General features: G+C 63.5%; 21 protein-coding genes and 1 pseudogene. 6 read left to right on the top strand and 16 right to left on the bottom strand.

The window, feature by feature from the left end:
* Positions 1-287, top strand: a pseudogene (locus B3605_RS03475) (UTP--glucose-1-phosphate uridylyltransferase); the annotation flags it as partial.
* 48 nt (positions 288-335) lie between these two features.
* On the opposite strand, the gene B3605_RS03470 reads toward B3605_RS03475, so the two are convergent.
* Positions 336-1,901 carry an outer membrane beta-barrel protein gene (locus B3605_RS03470; RefSeq protein WP_112945246.1) on the bottom strand — a complete coding sequence of 522 codons (1,566 nt, stop codon included), beginning with the start codon at positions 1,899-1,901 and terminating at the stop codon, positions 336-338.
* Positions 1,902-2,041: 140 nt separating this feature from the next.
* On the opposite strand from B3605_RS03470, the gene B3605_RS03465 reads away from it, so the two are divergent.
* Positions 2,042-3,037 (top strand): KpsF/GutQ family sugar-phosphate isomerase, encoded by a 996-nt coding sequence (locus B3605_RS03465; protein WP_112945277.1) that lies wholly within the window; start codon positions 2,042-2,044, stop codon positions 3,035-3,037.
* 41 nt (positions 3,038-3,078) lie between these two features.
* Here B3605_RS03465 and B3605_RS03460 read toward each other — a convergent pair whose 3' ends face one another.
* Both B3605_RS03460 and B3605_RS03455 read right to left on the bottom strand, forming a co-directional pair.
* Positions 3,079-3,534: an NfeD family protein gene (locus B3605_RS03460; protein WP_112945245.1), complete on the bottom strand. Its 456-nt coding sequence runs from the start codon at positions 3,532-3,534 to the stop codon at positions 3,079-3,081.
* 3 nt (positions 3,535-3,537) lie between these two features.
* Positions 3,538-4,551 (bottom strand): SPFH domain-containing protein, encoded by a 1,014-nt coding sequence (locus tag B3605_RS03455; protein WP_112945244.1) that lies wholly within the window; start codon positions 4,549-4,551, stop codon positions 3,538-3,540.
* Between the two features lie 194 nt (positions 4,552-4,745).
* Between B3605_RS03455 and queC the strand changes: the two genes are divergently transcribed.
* The 3 genes from queC to queE are packed head-to-tail and all read left to right on the top strand — an operon-like array spanning position 4,746 to position 6,542.
* Positions 4,746-5,453: a 7-cyano-7-deazaguanine synthase QueC gene (gene queC / locus B3605_RS03450; protein WP_112945243.1), complete on the top strand. Its 708-nt coding sequence runs from the start codon at positions 4,746-4,748 to the stop codon at positions 5,451-5,453.
* 4 nt (positions 5,454-5,457) lie between these two features.
* Positions 5,458-5,814, top strand: coding sequence for a 6-carboxytetrahydropterin synthase QueD (gene queD, locus B3605_RS03445; RefSeq protein ID WP_112945242.1), 357 nt, complete (start codon positions 5,458-5,460; stop codon positions 5,812-5,814).
* Positions 5,811-6,542 carry a 7-carboxy-7-deazaguanine synthase QueE gene (gene queE, locus B3605_RS03440; RefSeq protein WP_112945241.1) on the top strand — a complete coding sequence of 244 codons (732 nt, stop codon included), beginning with the start codon at positions 5,811-5,813 and terminating at the stop codon, positions 6,540-6,542. The genes queD and queE overlap by 4 nt, the downstream gene beginning before the upstream one ends.
* Positions 6,543-7,167: 625 nt before the next feature.
* On the opposite strand, the gene B3605_RS03435 is transcribed toward queE, so the two are convergent.
* The 10 genes from B3605_RS03435 to rsgA form a co-directional block, all read right to left on the bottom strand.
* Positions 7,168-7,689 (bottom strand): GrpB family protein, encoded by a 522-nt coding sequence (locus B3605_RS03435; RefSeq protein ID WP_112945193.1) that lies wholly within the window; start codon positions 7,687-7,689, stop codon positions 7,168-7,170.
* A 5-nt stretch (positions 7,690-7,694) separates the two neighbouring features.
* Positions 7,695-8,309, bottom strand: coding sequence for a phosphonate metabolism protein/1,5-bisphosphokinase (PRPP-forming) PhnN (phnN, locus tag B3605_RS03430; protein WP_112945192.1), 615 nt, complete (start codon positions 8,307-8,309; stop codon positions 7,695-7,697).
* A complete protein-coding gene (locus tag B3605_RS03425; protein WP_018899243.1) occupies positions 8,306-9,445 on the bottom strand; it encodes an alpha-D-ribose 1-methylphosphonate 5-triphosphate diphosphatase in 1,140 nt (379 codons plus the stop codon). The genes phnN and B3605_RS03425 overlap by 4 nt, the downstream gene beginning before the upstream one ends.
* A gap of 14 nt (positions 9,446-9,459) precedes the next feature.
* On the bottom strand, positions 9,460-10,155 hold the full coding sequence (locus B3605_RS03420) for a DUF1045 domain-containing protein (RefSeq protein ID WP_112945191.1): 696 nt from the start codon (positions 10,153-10,155) through the stop codon (positions 9,460-9,462).
* Positions 10,156-10,275: 120 nt separating this feature from the next.
* On the bottom strand, positions 10,276-11,622 hold the full coding sequence (phnE, locus tag B3605_RS03415; protein WP_112945190.1) for a phosphonate ABC transporter, permease protein PhnE: 1,347 nt from the start codon (positions 11,620-11,622) through the stop codon (positions 10,276-10,278).
* Positions 11,622-12,602, bottom strand: a complete 981-nt coding sequence (gene phnE, locus B3605_RS03410; protein ID WP_018899240.1) for a phosphonate ABC transporter, permease protein PhnE — start codon at positions 12,600-12,602, stop codon at positions 11,622-11,624. Before phnE (B3605_RS03410) ends, phnE (B3605_RS03415) begins: the two co-directional genes overlap by 1 nt.
* A gap of 70 nt (positions 12,603-12,672) precedes the next feature.
* Entirely contained in the window at positions 12,673-13,584 is a 912-nt protein-coding gene (gene phnD, locus B3605_RS03405) for a phosphonate ABC transporter substrate-binding protein (RefSeq protein WP_047506750.1), read from the bottom strand.
* An 87-nt stretch (positions 13,585-13,671) separates the two neighbouring features.
* The gene (gene phnC, locus B3605_RS03400; RefSeq protein ID WP_047506748.1) at positions 13,672-14,517 is read right to left on the bottom strand and encodes a phosphonate ABC transporter ATP-binding protein; all 846 of its coding nucleotides are present in this window, start codon (positions 14,515-14,517) and stop codon (positions 13,672-13,674) included.
* 260 nt (positions 14,518-14,777) lie between these two features.
* A complete protein-coding gene (locus B3605_RS03395; RefSeq protein ID WP_112945189.1) occupies positions 14,778-15,941 on the bottom strand; it encodes an AAA family ATPase in 1,164 nt (387 codons plus the stop codon).
* Positions 15,942-16,055: 114 nt separating this feature from the next.
* Entirely contained in the window at positions 16,056-17,075 is a 1,020-nt protein-coding gene (gene rsgA / locus B3605_RS03390; RefSeq protein WP_112945188.1) for a ribosome small subunit-dependent GTPase A, read from the bottom strand.
* Between the two features lie 259 nt (positions 17,076-17,334).
* On the opposite strand from rsgA, the gene B3605_RS03385 reads away from it, so the two are divergent.
* Positions 17,335-18,258 carry a DMT family transporter gene (locus B3605_RS03385; RefSeq protein ID WP_112945187.1) on the top strand — a complete coding sequence of 308 codons (924 nt, stop codon included), beginning with the start codon at positions 17,335-17,337 and terminating at the stop codon, positions 18,256-18,258.
* A gap of 62 nt (positions 18,259-18,320) precedes the next feature.
* Here B3605_RS03385 and B3605_RS03380 read toward each other — a convergent pair whose 3' ends face one another.
* The 3 genes from B3605_RS03380 to phnK all read right to left on the bottom strand — a co-directional run bounded on the left by B3605_RS03380 (position 18,321) and on the right by phnK (position 20,490).
* Positions 18,321-18,938 carry a DapH/DapD/GlmU-related protein gene (locus tag B3605_RS03380; RefSeq protein ID WP_112945186.1) on the bottom strand — a complete coding sequence of 206 codons (618 nt, stop codon included), beginning with the start codon at positions 18,936-18,938 and terminating at the stop codon, positions 18,321-18,323.
* The gene (gene phnL, locus B3605_RS03375) at positions 18,935-19,645 is read right to left on the bottom strand and encodes a phosphonate C-P lyase system protein PhnL (RefSeq protein ID WP_112945185.1); all 711 of its coding nucleotides are present in this window, start codon (positions 19,643-19,645) and stop codon (positions 18,935-18,937) included. Before phnL ends, B3605_RS03380 begins: the two co-directional genes overlap by 4 nt.
* A gap of 68 nt (positions 19,646-19,713) precedes the next feature.
* The gene (gene phnK / locus B3605_RS03370) at positions 19,714-20,490 is read right to left on the bottom strand and encodes a phosphonate C-P lyase system protein PhnK (RefSeq protein ID WP_018899232.1); all 777 of its coding nucleotides are present in this window, start codon (positions 20,488-20,490) and stop codon (positions 19,714-19,716) included.
* Between the last annotated feature and the right edge of the window lie 142 nt (positions 20,491-20,632).

Below are 20,632 nucleotides of genomic sequence, written 5' to 3'. Positions count from 1 at the left end.
CAGCTCCGTCGAACTTCTTCATCAACGGTCGCTACATCCTGCAGCCCGAGGTGTTCAAGATCCTGGAAACCCAGGAACGCGGCGCCGGCAACGAGATCCAGCTCACCGACGGAATGCTGAAGCTCCTGAAGGACCAGGCATTCGCCGGTTACCACTTCAAGGGCACGACCTATGACTGCGGCGCCAAGGATGGCTTCATCCTCGCCAACGTCGCCTTCGCGCTCGAGCGTGCGGATATCCGCCCGACCGTGATCGAAGGCTTCAAGGACCTGCTCAAGGGTCTCTGATATCAGGCGATTGAAGGGGAGGCCGCGTCGCGGTCTTCCCGATCGCTGTCAGCGTTTCAGCTTCAGACCGACGCCGGCTCGCCATTGCTGCGAGTCGGCGCCGACTTTTCTGGAGGTGAGTTCGTAGCCGATGGTGCTCGTCAGATCGAGATATCGGTTGATGTTCCAGGTCAGGCCGGCGCTGGTCGTATAGACCGTCTCGTCGCTGATCGTGCTATCCGATGGATAGTCGCGCAAGGTTATCCCACCCAGAAAGGTTCCGACCAGATTGTCGCGCAGCTGATGCGTGACCGTCGTCGTCATGGCGCGCGAGATATAGCCCGCGACACCTGGCGTAGTGGATGGCTGCAGGCTCGTCTGCAGGCCGAAATCGATATCCGTGCCGCGCAACGGTGACCAGCGGACACTGGCATCGAGCACGGTTGCGTCGATATCGGAGAGCCTGTTGTCGTCAAAGCTGGCGATCTCGTAGCCGACGCCCACTTCGCCGCGCAGCTTCTCACCGAGATCCACCTCGACGCCTACCTTGGCGCCGTAGCTGTCGCCGGAGCGCTGGTAGCCGGCCACGTCGGTCGTCTGGTCATAGACCGTCTTGCCGACATTGCCTTCGATGAAGGGGATCAGGGCAGGCGACAGCTCGTAGCCGATGCGGCCGCGGAGCGTGCCCGATGTCTGGTCGCGGTCGCTGAGCGAGACGACGGTGCCATCGGACAGCGTGGCGTCGGAATAGATCGTGCGGGTGAAATCGATGCTGGTGCTGCCGCGCAGGATGCCGAAGTCGCGCTCGATCGAGGCGCCGAGAGTGAATTCCTGCACGTCCGACTGCTGGTCGGCGTTCTGGATGGCGTTCGGGTCGTCGGTGTCTTCCCGGTAGAAGTGGTAGCCGCCGGTGATGTGGGCCGTGGTTTCCTCGGGAAGATCGAGCCTCAGATCGCCGTTGATCCTGAAGTCCGGCTGCTCCTCGCCTTCGCCGCTGACATTCTTCTGCCAGGCGCCCTCGCTTGTGATCAGCAGCTGATGCAGCGCCCAGTCCGACGTCAGCGTCGTCTTCATGTCGGTTTCGAGGAAGGCGCGCGTCTGCTTGACGTCGCCGTCCTTCTGCGTCTCGGTGTTGATGCTCTGCGTCACGGTCGGGCGCAGCACGAAGGTGCCGACGCGGATGCCAGGGGTTTCCTCGGTCGAGAGATTGACGTCGGGCTTGCGCGGCCTGCGCTCGTCGAGCGGGGCCTCGCGGGTGTTCAGCCGCATCATGTCTTCGTCGAGAATGGAGCCGGTGGTTTCGTCGCTCGGCTGGTCGCCTGATGGGGTTTGCCGTGCGGTCGCGGTGGTGTTGGCGTTGGCGCCGTTGGCGGTGCCGTCGTTCGCATTGGTCGGGTCGTCGGCGGATGCCGTGGCGCCGGGTATGGCCGTGCCGTCATCCTGTTGATCGCCCGCGGCATCGGGGGTGGCGATGTAGGTGGACTGGGCAAGGGGAGAGGAGGATGCGGCGGTGCGCGCCGATTGGGCGAGCGCCGAAGTGGGGGCTGCGAGCTCGAGACCGGCCAGTGCCACGGACATGGCAACGCCCGCCGCGCGGAGCGGCGTCAGACTGCTCGTATGTCTCCAATGGCCCATATGGTTGCGCTCGGCATGCTTCGAAGTGGTTACCCGAACGTAAAGCCTCGTGGTTAACCATTCGTTGCCATTTGGCCGAAGGCGGTGCGCAATCCGCCGCTATGGTGGACACCGCGCTGGAAAGCGGCTAACGGATGGCGATGATCAAGCGAGCGGTAAATCTCATCGACAACGGCGTGATCGACTCGGCCAGGCGCACACTCGCCACGGAACGACAGTCGTTGGTGTCCCTCGAACAGGCCTTTGACGGCGATCTCGCCGGGCCTTTCATGCAGGCCGTCGAAACGATCGGCGGGATTTCGGGGCGGGTGATCGTTACCGGCGTCGGCAAGAGCGGCCATATCGGCGTCAAGATCGCCGCGACGCTGGCATCGACAGGAACGCCTGCCTTCTTCATGCATGCCGCCGAGGCCAACCACGGCGATCTCGGCATGGTGGGGCTGGGGGATGCGGTGCTGGCGCTGTCGAAGGGCGGCGAGAGCGCGGAACTGCGCAACGTGATCGCCTATACGCGCCGCTTCTCCATCCCGCTGATCTCGATGACCTGCTCGCCGGATTCGTCGCTGGCAAAGGCGTCCGATGTCGTGCTTCTGATGCCGAACGTGGAGGAAGCCTGCCCGCACGGCCTGGCACCGACCACGTCGACGATGATGCAGCTGGCGCTCGGCGATGCGCTCGCGATCGCGCTGCTCGAAGCACGCGGCTTCACGGCGCGCGACTTCCATGTGTTTCATCCGGGCGGCAAGCTCGGCGCTGCCCTGAGCCATGTCGCCGACGTCATGCATACCGGCGAGCGCGTGCCGCTGGTTGCCAAGGGCACACCGCTGCCGGAGGCGATTTCGACGCTATCACGCAAGCATTTCGGCTGTGTCGGCATTTTGGACGAAGATGGACGGCTTTGCGGCATCGTCACCGAGGGCGACATGGCGCGCAACCTTTCGCGCAATCTCTCGGAACTCGTGGTCGACGATATCATGACGCGGGCGCCGAAGACGGTGAAGCCGAATGTGCTCGCGACCGCGGCGCTTGCGCTCTTGAACAAGCACAGCATCGGCGCGCTCATCGTCGTCGACGACGACAACAAGCCGGTCGGGCTCATTCATTTCCACGATCTGCTCAGGATCGGCGTGGCCTGATCAAGCCAGCTTGATCGGGATCAAGGCCAGCTTGATCGGGATCAGGCTTCCTCGACCGTCAGGTCGCGGCCGTTGCTTGATATGACCTTGACGCGCGCGCCGACGGGCAGATCCGGGCCGCTCACCTTCCATTGCGTGTCATCCAGCTTGATGTGGCCACGGCCTTCGGTGATCGGCTCGGCGAGCGTCGCGGTGCGGCCGACGAGGCTGGCGCCGCGCTGGTTGAGGAAGGGCTCGTCCGTCTCACCGTGATCGCGCGTCAGCTTGCGGCCGATGAAGGTGGCGGCGACGGCGAAGGCGGCGAACAGGATCGCCTGCAGCTGCCAGACCCAGAAGGCGCTATCCCAGAAGAGCAGCGACAGCGCGCCGACGGCGATTGCCGCGAGACCGATCCAGACGAGGAAGAAGCCGGGCACCAGCATCTCGGCGGCGAGCAGCACGAGGCCGACGACCCACCAGCTCCATGGCCCCAATTCCGATGTGATGGCGGCCAGCATCGATCAGCGCTCCGGGTTCTGGTTGAACGGGTTGACCTGCGGCGTCGTGCGCGGGGCTTGGACCTGCCGCGGGGCAGGCGCTGCCGGCGGAGTGTCGCCGCCGCCGAAGACTTCCTTGGCGATGGCGCCGATGCCGCTCAGCGAGCCAATGATTGACGAGGCCTCGATCGGCATCAGCACGACCTTGGAATTGGTGGCCGAGCCGATCGCGGTCAGCGCCTCGGTGTATTTCTGGGCCACGAAGTAGTTGATCGCCTGCACGTCGCCGGCGGCTATCGCTTCCGACACCATCTTGGTGGCCTTGGCCTCGGCCTCGGCCAGACGCTCGCGCGCCTCGGCGTTGCGGAAGGCGGATTCGCGCTGTCCTTCGGCCTGCAGGATCGCCGACTGCTTGGCGCCCTCGGCGCGCAGGATCTGCGCGTTCCTGGAGCCTTCGGCCTCCAGCACCTGGGCGCGCTTCTCGCGCTCGGCCTTCATCTGGCGGGCCATGGCGTCGACGAGATCGCGCGGCGGCTGGATGTCCTTGATCTCGACGCGGGTGACCTTGATGCCCCAGGGCTGGACGGCATCATCGACGACGCGCAGCAGCCGGTCGTTGATGGCGTCGCGGTTGGAGAGCAGCTCGTCGAGGTCCATCGAGCCCATGACCGAGCGGATGTTGGTCATGGTCAGGTTGAGGATGGCGTTTTCGAGGTTGGAGACCTGGTAGGCCGCCTGGGCAGCGTTGAGGATCTGGTAGAAGGCGACGGCATCGGCCGAGACGGAGGCGTTGTCGCGGGTGATGACTTCCTGGGTGGGAACGTCGAGCACCTGCTCCATGACGTTCATGCGGGCGCCGACGCGCTCGATGAAGGGGGTGATGATGTTGAGGCCGGGACCCAGCGTGCGGGTGTAGCGGCCGAAGCGCTCGACCGTGTACTGATAACCCTGCGGGACCGTCTTGATGCCGGCGAAGAGCACCAGGATGACGAAGACCACCAGCGCGATGACCACGATGTCGAAGCCGCCCAAAACCATGAAATACCTCCCAAACCCGAATCGAATAGCCGCACCTTAGCCGAGACGATTTCAAAAGCCACGCTCTCAGGTAGTCGTGCGGCCTCACCCATCAAATATGGGGGTTCGATTGGTTCTTCACAATGCAGTCCCGTTGGCCTAGAACGCGCCTATCCGGTCGCAGCCCACCCGGTCAAAACAAGGGATCAAACATCATGAAGACTATCGTCATCTGCTCCGGCGGATTGGACTCCGTTTCGCTTGCGCACAGGATCGCTGCGGAACAAACCCTCATCGGCCTTCTCTCCTTCGATTACGGCCAGCGTCACCGCAAGGAACTCGACTACGCCGCCGCCTGCGCAAAGCGGCTCGGCGTGCCGCATCAGATCATCGACATCAGGCCGATCGGCAGCCATCTCACCGGCTCGGCACTAACCGACAATATCGACGTGCCCGATGGACACTATGCCGAGGAGACCATGAAGGCGACGGTGGTTCCGAACCGCAACGCCATCATGCTCGCCATCGCCTTCGGGCTTGCCGCCGCACAGAAGGCGGATGCCGTCGCCGTTGCCGTGCACGGTGGTGACCACTTCATCTATCCGGATTGCCGCCCCGGCTTCATCGACGCATTCCAGGTGATGCAGGATGCGGCGCTGGACGGCTATGCCAGCGTCAAGCTGCAGGCGCCCTACGTCAATGCCACCAAGGCCGATATCGTCACGGACGGGGAAAAGCACGGGACGCCGTTTGCAGAGACATGGTCGTGCTACAAGGGCGGAGGGCGTCATTGTGGGCGCTGTGGCACCTGCGTCGAGCGGCGCGAGGCGTTTCATCTGGCCGGCGTCGCGGACCCGACGGAGTACGAGGACGCGGATTTCTGGAAGTCGGCGACATCGGGCTTCTCGGCCACGGAGGTGTAACCCCGTGTTCCGCATTACCAAGGAATTCCACTTCTCCGCCTCGCATCAGCTCTCGCATCTGCCCGCCGATCACCAATGCGCGCGGCTGCATGGGCACAACTATATCGTCGTCGTCGAGCTTGCCGCGTCAGAGCTCAACGCGGATGGCTTCGTGCGCGATTATCACGAGCTTGCTCCGCTGAAGCGCTATATCGACGATCGCTTCGACCACCGGCATCTGAACGAGGTGCTTGGTCATGATCGGGTGACGTCGGAATATCTCGCCAAGCACCTTTATGACTGGTGCAAGGCTATCCTGCCGGAAACGTCGGCCGTTCGGGTCAGTGAGACGCCGAAGACCTGGGCGGAGTATCGGCCATGAGCGCCGATCACAAGATCCGCGTCAGCGAGATCTTCGGGCCGACCATCCAGGGCGAGGGCGTGCTGATCGGCCTGCCCACGGTGTTCGTGCGCACGGGCGGCTGCGATTACCGCTGTTCGTGGTGCGACACGCTGCATGCCGTCGACAGCGAATACCGCGATCAGTGGACGCCGATGTCGGTGGAGGAGATCTGGGCCGAGGTCGTTTCGCTCTCCGGCGGGCAGCCGCTCACCGTCTCGCTCTCCGGCGGCAACCCGGCGATCCAGCCGTTGGGACAGTTGATCGAGCGCGGGCATGGCGAGGGCTATCGGTTCGCGCTGGAGACGCAGGGCAGTGTCGCCAGGGACTGGTTTGCCGATCTCGATACGCTGGTGCTGAGCCCGAAGCCGCCGTCGAGCGGGATGGAGACGGATTGGGGGCAGGTCGAGGACTGTCTGCGGAAGGCTGCCGGCGGGCCTGAGGTTGCGCTGAAGATCGTGGTGTTCGATGAGCGGGATTATCGCTATGCGCGGGAGGTTGCGGGGCGGTATCCGGATCTGCCGGTTTATCTGCAGCCCGGGAACCATACGCCGCCGCCTGCCGATGACGATGATGCCAGGATCGATGTCGATGGGATCATGGAGCGGATGTTGTGGCTGGTGGGGAAGGTGACCGAGGATCGGTGGTTCGAGGCCAGGGTGCTGCCGCAGCTGCATGTGTTGTTGTGGGGGAATCGGCGGGGGGTGTGAGTGGGGTGTGGACGTAGGCTCGGTTTTGCCGTGGGTTACCCCCCTCTGTCCTGCCGGACATCTCCCCCACAAGGGGGGAGATCGACTCGTGGTGAGGTTTTCGCCAAACAATGAGCGTGGAGCGAGCGGGCAAGCCCAGCCAATCTCCCCACCTGTGGGGGAGATGCCCGGCAGGGCAGAGGGGGGTACCCCACGGTAAAAGCTGAATGAAAGGCGTCGGCCTCAGACAGCGCGCCAACCGCACACCACAAAACCCCGCGCCGGAGACCTCTCCGCGACGGCATGATTGGGAATGGGCAGGCAACGTTTGGTATAGAGTATGATTGTCAGGCGATGTCGCCTGCCCGATCATATCGAGGCTTCCGGATATCCAGGCCGACAGGAGCGTCTCTCGGCCTTTCGCTTCCGGATGGATGCGAGGTCCTGACGACCCGATCATCCACCTTTCAACAACCATCACCGGACGCCGGGCTTGCGCCCTGATGTGTCAGATCCGGTTCGCGACCCAGCTCCCTGTCCAATGACGGCATCAGTATGAGAGCGACGATTGCGGCGGGGATGGATGGGGACGATGAAATCCGCAAGCGGCTGATATCGCGGCGATATCTTTCGCCGCGCAATAAAATTATCCCCGCACAGCGGCAATCTCGGCCTCGGCGCGGCGGAGCGTCTCGGCAACGAATGCGCTCTTGCCGCCGGTGTAGTGGTCCCAGTCGCCGGCGGCTTCTTCGGCAAGGCGCTGCTTCAGTGCCTGGTATTCGGCGGCGCGGTCCGGGTGGAGGCGGAGGTGGTCGCGGAAGAGGAGGCGGTCGTGGTGGGCGGGGTTGGCCTCGAGGCAGAGGTAGAGGCGCAGGCCGTAATCTTCGTGCTCACGGGTGAACGGCAGGCGGCCGTCGCCATGCGGGTCGCCGTGGGCGCGGAAGCCGGAGAGCGTGAGTTTATCGGCCAAGGTGGCGAGGGCGGTGGCGTCGATCAGGACCGCGTCGAGATCGATCTTCGGCTTGGCGGCGAGGCCGGGGACGGCGGTGCTGCCGATGTGCTCGACAGCAAGGATGAGGCCGGGCGCGAGCGACAGGAGTTCGTCGCGCGCGGCCTGGAAGAACGAGGGCCAACGCGGATCATACTGGACAACCCGGATCGGCCGCATCGTCGTCAGCCGATTTCCTGGAGGAAGCCCTCGAGGACTTCGACCATGCGGCGTTCGCCCTGTTCCAAGGACCCACTATTGTCGAGATCGACGACGTCGTAATCGCCGCGCACGGTGAGCGGGCCGCGGGCCAGGCGGGCCATGATGTCCTCGTGGGTCTCGCGGCCGCGGGCCTCGAGACGGCTTGCCAGCACGTCTGCGCGGGCGGTAACGTTGATGACCTTCAAGCGCGGGAAGACGGCGTGGAAATGGTGCAGCGCCGAGCGCGAGCCGTTGGCGATGACGAGGCTTCCAGCTGACAGCGACACCGAGACTTCCGAGGGGATGCCGTATTTCAGGCCGTGGGCTTCCCACCAGACGGAGAAGCTGCCGGCCTGCTCCATCGAGGCGAAGCCCTGAGGCGAGACGGCGAGATGATCCTCGCCGCCGGCATCATGATCGCGGGTGATGACGCGGCGGACGAAATGCACGTCCTGCCGCTCGCGGAAATGCCGGGCGGCTGCCGCCATCAGCGTGTCCTTGCCGGCGCCGGAGGGGCCGACCACGACCACCATGATGCCGTGCTCGGTGCCGGGAACGACGTGGGGCTCGTGCGATGGATGCGTTTCGTGCACGGTCATGCGACCCGGCGCCCTTCGCGCCAGACGGAGCGGCTGACCGGAACGCCTTCGTCGCGGAAGACACGGACGAGATCGGCGCGCAGGCCTGTCGCGATACGGCCGCGATCGTTGAGGCTCACCGTGCGGGCCGGTGTCGACGTGACCATGGCGATCGCCTTCGGCAGCGAGATGCTCTCGACTTCATCGGCGATCAGGAAGGGTGCGTAGAGCAGGCTGAGCGGCACGTAATCGGAGGAGAGGACGTCGAGCACGCCGCGCTCGGCGAGATCGCGGGCGGCGATGTTGCCGGAGTGCGACTTGCCGCGCACGATATTGGGCGCGCCCATGAGAACGCTCATGCCGTTTTCATGCGAGGCCTTGGCGGCGTCGAAGCTGGTCGGGAATTCGGCGAGACGGACGCCGTTTTCGATCGCCTCGTCGACATGGGCGAGCGTGGCGTCGTCGTGGCTGGCGACCGTGATGCCGCGCTCGGCGCAGACCTTCGAGATCGCGACGCGGTGCGGCGTCGAGTTGCGCTCGGATTCAGAGACGCGGCGATCGACGAACTTGGCGAACTCGGCGTCGGTGAGGCCGCGCTTCTTCTGGTAGTAGAAGATGTACTGGTCCATGGTCTGGAACTGGCGCTGGCCGGGCGCATGGTCCATCAGCGAGACGAGGCGGACATAGGGGTCGTTTTCGAAATCGGCGAAGTGCTGCAGCACGTTGTCGGCGGAGACTTCGCAGCGCAGGTGGATGAGGTGCTCGGCGCGCAGTCGGCCCTCTTTCTCGGCCTTCTGGATGGCATCGGCCATGTCGCGCATCTCGCCATGCTCGAAGCCGCCATCCTCGTCCGCGCCCATGCGCAGGCAATCGAAGACCGTTGTGATGCCCGACGTGACGATCTGGGCGTCGTGCGCCTGGATCGCCGCCGTCTTGTTCCAGCGCAGGCCGGGACGCGGCGAATAGTGGCCTTCCAGATGGTCGGTGTGCAACTCGACCAGGCCGGGGATCAGATAATCACCCTCGAAATCCTCGCCGAGGCGGGAGCTGCCGCTTGCGATATCCTCGATCTTGCCGTCGCGAACGAGGACCGATCCTTCGACGATTTCATCCTCAAGGACGATGCGGGCGTTGGAGAAGACGGTTTCTTTGGTCATGGGCGTCAATTCTTTCAAGGTTTGGCGGCGGCAAGCGGCCACCAGGAATGGGCGGTAAACGGCGCGCCGCGCGTCTCTTCGACGAAAACGGCAAGGCCCGAAATCAAAAGCGGCCTGCCGGTGAAGGCGGCGAAGCGCTCGGCGAGAATGGCCTTCATCACCTCGGCGCGCTCTTCCGGCACCTGGCCGGAAAGCGTCATGTGGAAACCGAAGTCATCCATCACGTAAGGATAGCCCCAGCGCAACAGATTGGCCCTCTGGCTTTCGCTGAGCTTGTCCGGATTGCGCCGGGCGATATCGGCTTCGGACAATGCCGCGCGGAACGGTTCGAAGGACTTTACCACGGAGGCCGCGAATTGCTGAAGCGGCGGATGCAGGGAGCCGGGCACGAGCGCGAAGAAGCGGCCGAGCTGGCCGAGCACGAGCTCGGGGATCTCGAATGCTGGCGTCGCGGCGGCGAAATCCTCGACGGCCTGGATGAGGTCCTTCTCGGTGACCGAGGAGGCCAGGTGAAACGGCGCCTTGATGGTGGCGTGGAAGGCGTAGCGGCGCGGATCAGCGGTGAGCTCGAACTGCTCGGCGGCCGGCAGATCAGGATAATCGGGAGCCGGATAAGTTTCGCCGGTGAAGGCATCGCGACCGAGCCAATGGGCTGCCGCCACGTTCAAGGGATCACCCTTCGGCGGCGTGAAATAGAGTGCGTATCGCAAGGCCAGTATCCCGGAAATCTATGTGGATGCGGGAGGCAGTCTGCCGTGATTTGACCGCCCGCCGCAAGCTTGCTTCCGGCTAAAAGATTTCCGTGACAGAATGATGATGATCAAGACCCATCAATGGGTCTTTTTGCCCATCACCCGCGAACGCAGCGCATTGGAGATATTGTCGAAGACGAAGACGACGACGAGGATGAGGAGCACCATGTAGGCCACCTTGTCCCAATCGGAATTGGTCTTCATCGATTCCAGGAGTTTCAGGCCGATACCACCTGCGCCAACGGCGCCGATGACGGTGGCCGAGCGGGTGTTGGATTCCCAGAAATAGAGCGACTGCGAGATGAAGATCGGCAGCACCTGCGGCACCACGCCGAAGCGCTGGACGACGACGGGCGAAGCGCCCACCGACTTGACGCCCTCGCGCTGCTTGTCATCCACATTCTCCAGCGCCTCGGCATAGACCTTGCCCAGCGCGCCGGTGTCGGTGAAGAAGATCGCGGCGATACCGGGGATCGGCCCGGGGCCGAAGGCGCGGGTGAAGAACAGCGCCCAGATCAGCATGTCGATGGAGCGCAGGAAATCGAAGAGGCGCTTCGTCGCCCAGTTGGCCGAGCGGTTGAGCGTGATGTTGCGCGCGGCGATGAAGGCCAGCGGAAAGGCGAAGAGCGAGCCGAGCAGGGTACCGACAAAGGCCATGACCAGCGTCTGCATCAGCTTCGACAGGATGTCGCCGTGCTGCCAGCTGGCATTATTGAGGAAATTGTCGAGCACCAGGGAGGCGTTGGACTGCGTGGGATCGATGCGATCACCCGACAGCATCAGGCCGGCGACATCGACGAGGCTCTTGCCCCAGAAGGGCGACTGCGTGTCGAAGAAGAAATTGGCCCAGCCAAGGAAGCGGCGCTGCACATAGACCTGCGTCGAGCGGATTTCCGCCTGGCCCTCGAAACCGAAGGAGACTGTGACCTTGCTGTCGTCCTGCTTCATGACGGCGGGCGCGCCCGGCGGCAGGATGGCACGATCCTTGGTGATCTCGACAGGATAGAGCTTACCGCCGAGATAGACGTCGACGCGCTCAGGCGTCACTTCCATGCGGTCGGCATCGCTGCCGTAGGTGACGGTGTAGCCGCCGGCAGCCGTCGGCAGCATCCATGCGATGACCGCATCCTTCGGATACTGGCCACGGCTGGTCCACTGCGGCACGACCTTGCCATCGACGAAGCGCAGGCGCGGCTGGGCCCGCCAGGAATACCAGTCCTGGACGTAGATCGAGGCGCGGTCCCAATTGCCGTTGACGAAGGTCGGGATGACCTTGAAGAAATTGAACGCGAGCGCGAGGTAGATGATGACGATGCCGGCGATCAGGGCGAGACCCCAGCGCTGCATGAAGCTGCGGTGGAAGACTTCGGGATAATTGTCCAGCAGGCGCTGGCGATCGGCGGCGTTGACTGTGAGCGACGACATCAGGCTGCTCCTCGGCCGAATTCGAAGGACTGCTTGCCGATCATGCGGCGGCGGAGCCAGGCGGAGAACTGGTCGACGCAGACAACGGTGATCAGAAGCAGGATGATGATGGCATAGGTCTTGGCGGCGTGATCGCGACCGATCGCCAGGCTGAAGACCTCGCCGATACCGCCGCCGCCGACGGCGCCGATGATGGTGGAGGCGCGCACGTTGATCTCGAGACGCAGCAGCGTGTAGGAGACGAAATTCGGCATGACCTGCGGCAGGATGGCGAAGCGGACGCGCTCGAGCCAGCTGGCGCCGGATGCGCGCAGGCCCTCGTCCGGCTTCATGTCGGCATTCTCGACCACTTCGAAGAACAGCTTGCCGAGCGCGCCGATGGTGTGGATCGACACCGCGATGATGGCCGAGATCGGGCCGATCGACAGGATGGCGGCGAGCAGGCCGGCAATGACGATCTCCGGGAAGGCGCGCAGGATTTCCATGATGCGGCGCACGACCCAGCGGGTGGCGCCGGCGCCGACCAGATTGGTCGAGGCGAAGAAGCAGAGCACAAAGGCGCCGGATGCGCCGAGGATGGTCGAGACGATGGCGACGTTGATGGTGATCGCCAGCTGGTAGAAGAAATTCGGGATGTAGAAGCTGTCGGTGATGTAGACGCGGTCGCTGACGTAATCATACTTGATCGAGCCATCGGCATAGGGCGACGGCAGATCGAACATGGCCCTGAAGATTTCGAGCGGGCTGTCCGGCACGAAATGCTTCATGAAGTCGAAGAGGTAGGGAAGGCGTTCGAAGAACTTGCCCGAATTGGCGCTGTTTGCGAAATCGAGCGAGGCACCGAGGACGATCAGGAACACAACGATCGAGATCACGGTGTAGATACGCCGTGTCCGGACCTGCTGCTGGTAGTGATCGAGAATTGTGCGGGAGCCTTGCTGCAGTCCGCCCATGTGGTCGGGTTCGGCCACGTGCGCCATGTTGAGCATCCTTGTTGAACGAACGGCGGCACCATGATGATGCCGCCGCGAGTTTATTCAGAGGTTCGGATCAACCGCCGATAACCGACTTACGAGCGTCGATGATCGTCTGATAGAAGGACTGGTCGACCGGCGACCAATCGACGTAACCACCGCCGGTGAAGCTGTCGAAGCAGCCCTTGTCGGTCTTCGGCAGTTCGGCGAAGTAGGCGGTAACCTTCTTCTGGATGTCGGACGGCAGCTTGTTGGAAACCATCAGCGGGCCGTTCGGGATCAGCGGGGACTTCCAGACCTGAACGATATCGTCCATGTCGAGCAGGCCCTTGGTGACCATGATGTGCAGGTTGCCAGAGGTGTAGCCCTGGGCCCAATCGCCGGTGGCGGAGCCGAAGGTGGTGCCGACGTCGAACTTCTTGTCGAGAACGCCGAGAACGAGGTTCTCATGGCCGCCGCCGAAGCCGGTTTCGGAGAAATACTGCTTGACCGGCATGCCGACATCCTTCGGCAGCGAGACGTTCGGGACGAGGTAGCCCGAGGTAGAGTCCGGATCGGCGAAGCCGAGCTTCTTGCCCTTGGCGTCGGCGAGCGTCTTGATGCCCGAATCCTTGCGGGCAACCATGATCGAGTAGTAGCCGGTCGAGCCGTCTTCCTGCTTGGTGGTCAGAACCGGCGTAACGGCGTTCGGATCCTTGAGGTAGATCGAGGCGTAGGAGGAAGCGCCCATGACGGCGAGGTCGATGGTGCCGCCCAGCAGGCCTTGGATGACGCCGTTATAGTTCGGCGACGGGAAGATCTGGACTTCCGAAACGCCGGTAGCGGCAACGAGGCCCGGCTTGACGCACTCGGTGCGGCGAACCTGGTCGGCTTCGTTTTCACCGCCGTCGAGGCCGATACGCAGGACCTTGACGTCCTGAGCGTAGGCCTGGCCTGCAACGGTGGCGATGGCGATCGTTGCCATCAGGATCTTGCGGAACGCAGACATGGTAGTCTCCTTTGGTGACGTTTTTCAGTGACTGTAAGTTACTGGGGATCGGTATTTTTCCGGCTTTTTCCCCCGGCCGGAAACTTGTCAGCGCATGACGGCGGAGGCGGCCATCACGCGCGATACGGCGTCCTGCTGCTTGCCCTTGATGTTATCCAGGCTGGTGGACGTCATGGTCTCGTCGATGCCGGCGCCGTTCTTGTCGGTGCCGTAGATCTCGTTGACGGCATCGGCCGTCAGTTCGGACGGCTTTCCGTCGAAAACGACGCGGCCGCCGGCCATGCCGACGATGCGCTCGCAATAGCTGCGCGCGGTGTCGAGCGTGTGCAGGTTGGTGATGACGGTGATGCCTTCGCGCTCGTTGATATCGCGCAGCGCGTCCATGACGATCTTGGCGTTCAGCGGGTCGAGCGAGGCGATCGGCTCGTCGGCAAGCAGCATCTTCGGCGCCTGCATGAGAGCGCGGGCAATCGCCACGCGCTGCTGCTGGCCGCCCGAAAGCGTGCCGGCCATCTGCAGCGCCGTCTGCTCGATGCCGAGGCGCTCAAGCGCCGCGATCGCCTGCACGCGCTCTTCGCGGGTGAAGACGCCGAGCAGGCTGAGCACGGTGGAGCGATGGTTGAGACGGCCGAGGATGACATTGGTCATCACGTCGAGGCGCGGCACGAGATTGAACTGCTGGAAGATCATGGCGCAATCGCGCTGCCAGTTGCGCAGCGACTTGCCGCGCAGGCCCGACACCTCGGTGCCGTTGAAATGGATCGAGCCGGAGCTCGGCTCCTGCAGGCGGTTGATCATGCGCAGAAGCGTGGACTTGCCGGCACCGGAACGGCCGATAATGCCGACCATCTGGCCCTGAGGGATGTCAAGCGTCACGGAATCGACGGCGATCTTCTTGCCGAATTGACGGGTGACATTCTTCAGCTCGAACATCATGCTCTTCCTCATAACCCAAACGCGATATGAGGGAGTGCATTAGGCCCGGTCCATGAAGCTCCAATGTCAGTTTTGTGTAAGTGCTGTCACAAACGGGGCTACTGTGGATTGAAACGTGACAGTGGGGTCACAATTCTGTGACAGATGTGGGATGAGGCGAGTGCGACGGCGTGGACCGGCGTTCGTGATTGGGGATGCGATCGCGGACACGGCAATACCCGGAGAGTTCGCCGGTCTAGGAGGCGGAGCTGGATGGATCAGCCTTGGCGTCGCATGTATTCGGCGAAAAGCGGCACGCTGAAATCGAGATAGCCGTGATCCGTGCTGTAGATCATGCCTTTTGAGATGATGCTTGCTCGTGTCGGCCCCAGCGACTTCTGCGTGCGCTCCATGGCCTGGGCGACATCCGCCATCGCATAAGGCCCATTCCCCAGTCCTGCCATCGCTTTTACGAACTGGATCTCTGCTTTCGTCAAGCGATCGATCCGCACCCGAAAGAATCCGTCGTCGAGCAACGCCAGTGTCTCTGTGTAGGAATGGTCTGCATCCGCAAAAGTGATTTCCGGTCCTCCGGCATCATTCCAAATGACGGAACCCCACTCTTGAAGAAAGAACGGATACCCTTTCGTTCGCTCGACGATAAGCTCCAATGCCTCCGGCGCGATGGTGGCACCTTCGTCAATTATTGGATTTCTGACCGCTTGCGCGGCGGAAGCCGGGTCAAGAGCGCCCACGGCTGGATATTGAAAGAGCCGTTCGGCATATGACTTCGCTTCGCCTGCGAGGCGTGCAATCTGTGGCAGACCTGCGCCAACCAAAAGAACGGGCAGGCCATCCTGAGATATTCGATGCAGCGCAACGATCAGTGCGGAAAGGTCAGCATCGGACAAATACTGGACTTCATCGATCAGAAGTATCCAGCCACGTCCTGCGGCCTGTGTCGCCTTTCCGATCAATACGAAAAGATCCGGCAGATCATACTGGAGGTCACCGGTGTCAGCCAAACCAGATTCCGGTTCCACCCCGACGTCCACACCGGCAATTTCGATTTTGAATATCGAAGCGAAATTCCTCAGCCCGCGCAGACCGCGCGTTGCGATTTGCTTTGCCGCTTCCACCCCAGACAATGATCGCATGACTTTGCGCATTTCCGGATAGATGAGGCGGGCGAGGCTCTCTCCTTCCGGGGACTCTACCTTGGAAACCAGCAGGCCCTCTTGCTCCGCAATCCGACCGATCTCGTTGAGCAGCACGGTCTTTCCGGTACCGCGAAGACCAAGCAGCATGAGCGAGCGAGCACTCCTGCCCTTTACGGCCCTCACGCAGGCAATCTTGGCAGATTCGAGAATGAGATCCCGGCCTGCGAGTTCCGGCGGACGACTACCCGCGCCAGGCGCGAATGGATTGCGAAACGGGTCCATGAATTTCCCGAGGTTCGAGCGATGTCTAGCAATGCATAGGAAAGTCTAGTGAAAAATAGTAGATTTCCCTAGAGATGGCTAGCCATGTGATGGATGAGCACTCCCTCGCCCCGCTCACCGCCGCTTCTGCAGCACCTTGTTGCCCTTTGGCCCGGTCATCTTCGGGGTGTTCTTGTCGTTCTCGTCGCGCAGCACCCGCCAGCGGGCCAGCCGCTCCGGCGCCAGCGTGCCTGATTTGACGGCGGCCTGGACGGCGCAGCCGGGTTCGTGGTCGTGGGTGCAATCGCGGAAGCGGCAGTGTTCGGCAAGCTCGGTGATCTCGGAGAAGACCTGCTCGATACCTTCTTGCACATCGCTGACGTGGAGCGTGCGCATCCCCGGCGTGTCGATGACCCAGCCGCCGCCGGCCATGGCGTGCAGCGAGCGGGCCGTCGTGGTGTGGCGACCCTTGGCGTCGCGCTCGCGGATGCCGCCGGTTGCCTGCGAGCCCTCGCCGCTCAGCCCCGCCAGCGCATTGACCAGCGTCGACTTGCCGACACCGGAGGAGCCTATCAGCGCCAGCGTCTGGCCGAAGCCACTCCATGGGCCGAGGGCTGCAGCCGCACCGTCGCTCTTGGCGTTGAGCACGACCACCGCGAGATCGCGCTGCAGGGCCTTTGCCTGCGCTTCGTATTCCGTGACATCAGGGGCGAGGTCGGCCTTGGTCAGCACGATGACCGGTGTCGTCTCCGCCTGATTGGCGAGCGCCATGTAGCGCTCGAGGCGGGCGACGTTGAAATCGGCGTTGCAGGAGGTGACGATAAGAAGCGTATCGACATTGGCGGCGCCGAGCTGCTGGCCCTGGCGTCCCTCGACGCGACGCTGCAGCAGCGTGCGGCGCTCCAGCCGGCGCACCAGCCTGTCGTCTTCGGGATCGACCATCACCCAATCGCCGACGGCGAATTCGGACGTATTGAGCTGATGCGAGATCTTGAGCCGGATCAGCCCATCCAGCGATGTGACGCTCAGGCGGCTGCGGTGCACTTCGGCGATCCGGCGGGGGATCAGACCATGATCGTCATCCGTCAGCTGATCGGAAAAGAATTCGGACCAGCCGAGCGAGGCCAGGAATGTCGCTTCGTGATCGGTCGTCAAAGGTTCACCGGGGACTGCGGCGTATGGGTCAAGGCTGGCTCCGTGATGGGACGCGTGGTGACGCGGACATTAGCGGAAGCTTCGGCGGGAAGATATGGGGTTTGCACCATGAGAGACATTCGCGCGGGAAACGGCAGCCGATCCTGATGCTATCGGAGCGCCAAGTCACCGGCAGAGATTGGTGCCGTTCGCGCTTCATAGCATCTTGATTTCCCGCGAGACTTTCCTGAAAGCTGCGTTGCCCCTCAAGGAAATCTCCATGTTCGTCTCGGAAGCCTTCGCAATCGGTTCGGCCACCTGCATCGCGCTCAGTTCGATGTTCATCAACGAGCTCAACGGGCGGGTGCCGTTGATGCAGCTGGCACGCTGGCAGCTGACCGCTGCCTTCGTGATGACGGCGGTGGCGGCGACGGTTGCCGGCGGGTGGACGACGCTTGGGGCTTGGCAGCTCGGGTCGCTTCTCGCTTCCAGCGTGTTCGGGATCGTGATTGCCAGCACAACCTATTTCGCGGCGATCTATACGGCCGGGCCGCGTGTGACGGCGCTTCTGTTTTCGCTGGCCTCGCCATTCGCGCTGGTGCTGGGCTATGTCGCGCTGGGCGAGACGATCGATCTGCGTCAGGGGTTCGGGGTCGTGCTCATTTTATGCGGCATCGTGATTGCCATCGGCTTTCGCCGGCGTCGGCCGGCGCCGATGATCCCGCTTGCCGATGGCGAGCCGATCGCGGAGCCGGCGCCGTCAACACCACCGGTGTCCATGCTCGGGATAACGCTCGGGGTCGTCACCGCGCTCGGGCAGGCGCTGGGGAGCCTGACGGCGCGGCCGGCGATGGCCGCTGGTGTCGAGCCATTCACGGCGATGGCGGTGCGCTCCGGGCTGGCGGTGATCTGCTTCTGGGCGCTTATGGCGCTCCCCCGGGTGCGGGCGCAGGCGAACGGCTTTCGGGCGCGGGATTTCGGCCTTGCGGCCACCGCGGCCTTCTTCGGTACGGCGCTCGGGATGTCGCTGCTGATGGCGGCCCTGAAGACCGGCAATGTCGGGATCGTTTCGACGCTGTCTTCGATGACGCCTGTCGTCATCCTGCCGATGGTGTGGCTGCGCAGCGGGCAGATGCCGCGTGCACATGCCTGGGGCGGGGCGGCCCTTGCCATCGCGGGCACGGCGCTGATCAGCCTCAGCTAAGGCCTCGGCGCGGATGGCGATCCATCCGCGCCGGATTGGTTTGATGCGGACCGATACGCGGCCTACGCCTCGTATCGCGCCAGGAAATCCTCGGCGTTGAGGGCGCGGAAATCGGCGAGCGCGGTGCGCAGCCGGTCGTGCTCCCAATCCCACCATGCAAGCCTGTCCATGCGCTCGCCGATCTCTTTGCCGAAGCGCTCGCGGATCAGCTTGGCAGGCACGCCGCCGACGATGGTGTAGGGTGCCACGTCCTTCGAAACGACCGCGCCGGCGCCGATGACGGCGCCGTTGCCGACGCTGACGCCAGGCAGAAGCGTGGCGCCATGGCCGATCCAGACGTCATGGCCGATCGTGACCCGGTTTGAGCGGCGCCATTCGAAGAACTCCGTCTCCATGTCCGCATCCGGCCAGTAATCGGCGGCGCGGTAGGTGAAGTGGTGCAATGTGGCGCGCCAGGTCGGATGGTTGGTGGCGTTGATGCGCACCGAAGCGGCGATGTTGACGAACTTGCCGATGGTGGCGCACCAGATGGCGCCGTCCTGCATGACGTAGGAATAATCGCCAAGCTCGACCTCGTCGATGCGGCAGCGCTCCGACAGCTCGGTGTAGCGGCCGAGCGTCGAATTGTTCACCGAGGCGGTCTCGTGGATATAGGGCTCGAGGCCAATCTTGCGGCTCATGCTGCGATCGGCCTCCGTGGCGAGAATTTCTGCACGTCGAGAATGCGGTCGGCGACGGCCTCGCGCACTTCCTCGTCGTGGAAGATGCCGAGCAGGCCGACGCCCTTCTGTTTCTTCTCGGCGATCATTTCGACGACGACGGCGCGGTTCTTTGCGTCGAGCGAAGCGGTCGGCTCGTCTAGCAGGAGGATGGTGTGATCGGTGATAAAGCCGCGGGCGATGTTGACGCGCTGCTGCTCGCCGCCGGAGAAGGTGGCGGGGGGAAGCTGCCAGAGCGCTTCGGGCAGGTTGAGCTTGGCGAGCAGCTCGGCTGCCTTTTCGCGCGCGATATCCGCCTTCGTGCCACGGGCGACCAGCGGTTCGGCGACGACATCGATGGCCGCGACGCGCGGCACGGTGCGCAGGAACTGGCTGACGTAACCGAGTGTGCGGCGGCGCACCTCGATGATGGTGCGCGGATCGGTGGTGGCGAGATCGACGATGCGATCCTGGTGCTTGACAAGGATCTGGCCGCTATCGACCGCGTAGTTGCCGTAGATCATCTTCAAGAGCGAGCTCTTGCCGATGCCCGAGGGCCCGCCGAGCACGACGCATTCGCCCGAGGCGACGGAGAAGGAGACATCCGAGACGACGGGCAGCTTGATGCCGTCGCGCAGATGCATGGTGAAGCTCTTGGAGACTTCCGAAACAACGAGTGGCGTTGCCATGATATGGTTTCCCTGGTTTTCTGGCGGCAATCCGCATCCATTAGCCGGCTTACGGATCGCGCTCTCAACTATACCTGCAGGATCGAGGAGACGAGGAGCTGGGTGTAGGGCTCACGGGGATCGTCGAGCACCCGGTCGGTCAGGCCATGCTCGATGACGTGGCCGTCCTTCATCACCATCATCCGGTGCGACAGCAGGCGGGCGACGGCGAGATCGTGGGTGACGATGATGGCGGCAAGGCCGAGATCGTTGACGAGGCCGCGAACGAGATCGAGCAGGCGCGCCTGGACGGAGACGTCGAGACCGCCTGTCGGCTCGTCCATGAAGACGAGGCGCGGGCCGGTGACGAGGTTGCGGGCGATCTGCAGGCGCTGGCGCATGCCGCCGGAAAACGCGCGCGGCTGGTCGTCGATACGGCTCTCGTCGATCTCGACGCGGCTCAGCCAATCGACCGCGGTGGCGCGGATATTGCCATAGTGCCGATCGCCGATCGCCATCAATCGCTCGCCGACATTGGCGCCGGCAGACACCGTCATGCGCAGACCGTCAGCCGGATTCTGATGCACGAAGCCCCAGTCGGTGCGCATCAGGAAGCGGCGCTCGGCCTCGCTCATGTGGTAGAGATCGCGGTATTGGCCATCGCGCATGTGATACTCGACGCTGCCTGTCGTCGGCATCAGGCGGGTGGAGATGCAGTTGAGCAATGTGGTCTTGCCGGAGCCGGATTCACCGACGATCGCCAGCACTTCGCCGGGCCAGAGCTCGAAGGAAACGTTCTTGCAGCCGATGCGGTTGCCGTAGAATTTCGAGACGTCGTTGACTTTGAGAAGGGGGGTGTCGGTCATGGCTATGCCTCCGCGGATGTGTGTGTGAGGACATGGAGCGTGGCGGGTGGAGTGCTGCCCTCTTTGGAGTTGGCGGGCGGGTTACCCCCCTCTGTCCTGCCGGACATCTCCCCCACAAGGGGGGAGATCGACTCGTTGCGGG

Origin of the sequence: Rhizobium sp. UBA1881, assembly GCF_002338015.1 — a bacterium.
GTDB lineage: Bacteria > Pseudomonadota > Alphaproteobacteria > Rhizobiales > Rhizobiaceae > Rhizobium.
The sequence above is the reverse complement of the archived record's forward strand: the minus strand, read 5'-3'. Positions and strand labels throughout refer to the sequence as shown.

Bases quoted from the DNA above. Each gene is read 5' to 3' on its own strand.
- B3605_RS03460 (WP_112945245.1), bottom strand. From the start codon at position 3,534: ATGCTGGCCGCCATCACATCGGAATTGGGGCCATGGAGCTGGTGGGTC.
- phnC (WP_047506748.1), bottom strand. From the start codon at position 14,517: ATGTTCGAGCTGAAGAATGTCACCCGTCAATTCGGCAAGAAGATCGCC.
- phnN (WP_112945192.1), bottom strand. From the start codon at position 8,309: ATGACCGTGCACGAAACGCATCCATCGCACGAGCCCCACGTCGTTCCC.
- phnK (WP_018899232.1), bottom strand. From the start codon at position 20,490: ATGACCGACACCCCCCTTCTCAAAGTCAACGACGTCTCGAAATTCTAC.
- B3605_RS03425 (WP_018899243.1), bottom strand. From the start codon at position 9,445: ATGACCAAAGAAACCGTCTTCTCCAACGCCCGCATCGTCCTTGAGGAT.
- B3605_RS03385 (WP_112945187.1), top strand. From the start codon at position 17,335: ATGTTCGTCTCGGAAGCCTTCGCAATCGGTTCGGCCACCTGCATCGCG.
- B3605_RS03470 (WP_112945246.1), bottom strand. From the start codon at position 1,901: ATGGGCCATTGGAGACATACGAGCAGTCTGACGCCGCTCCGCGCGGCG.
- B3605_RS03380 (WP_112945186.1), bottom strand. From the start codon at position 18,938: ATGAGCCGCAAGATTGGCCTCGAGCCCTATATCCACGAGACCGCCTCG.
- phnE (WP_112945190.1), bottom strand. From the start codon at position 11,622: ATGTCGTCGCTCACAGTCAACGCCGCCGATCGCCAGCGCCTGCTGGAC.
- B3605_RS03465 (WP_112945277.1), top strand. From the start codon at position 2,042: ATGATCAAGCGAGCGGTAAATCTCATCGACAACGGCGTGATCGACTCG.
- B3605_RS03455 (WP_112945244.1), bottom strand. From the start codon at position 4,551: ATGGTTTTGGGCGGCTTCGACATCGTGGTCATCGCGCTGGTGGTCTTC.
- B3605_RS03435 (WP_112945193.1), bottom strand. From the start codon at position 7,689: ATGCGGCCGATCCGGGTTGTCCAGTATGATCCGCGTTGGCCCTCGTTC.
- B3605_RS03395 (WP_112945189.1), bottom strand. From the start codon at position 15,941: ATGGACCCGTTTCGCAATCCATTCGCGCCTGGCGCGGGTAGTCGTCCG.
- phnE (WP_018899240.1), bottom strand. From the start codon at position 12,602: ATGGCGCACGTGGCCGAACCCGACCACATGGGCGGACTGCAGCAAGGC.
- queE (WP_112945241.1), top strand. From the start codon at position 5,811: ATGAGCGCCGATCACAAGATCCGCGTCAGCGAGATCTTCGGGCCGACC.
- phnD (WP_047506750.1), bottom strand. From the start codon at position 13,584: ATGTCTGCGTTCCGCAAGATCCTGATGGCAACGATCGCCATCGCCACC.
- phnL (WP_112945185.1), bottom strand. From the start codon at position 19,645: ATGGCAACGCCACTCGTTGTTTCGGAAGTCTCCAAGAGCTTCACCATG.
- queC (WP_112945243.1), top strand. From the start codon at position 4,746: ATGAAGACTATCGTCATCTGCTCCGGCGGATTGGACTCCGTTTCGCTT.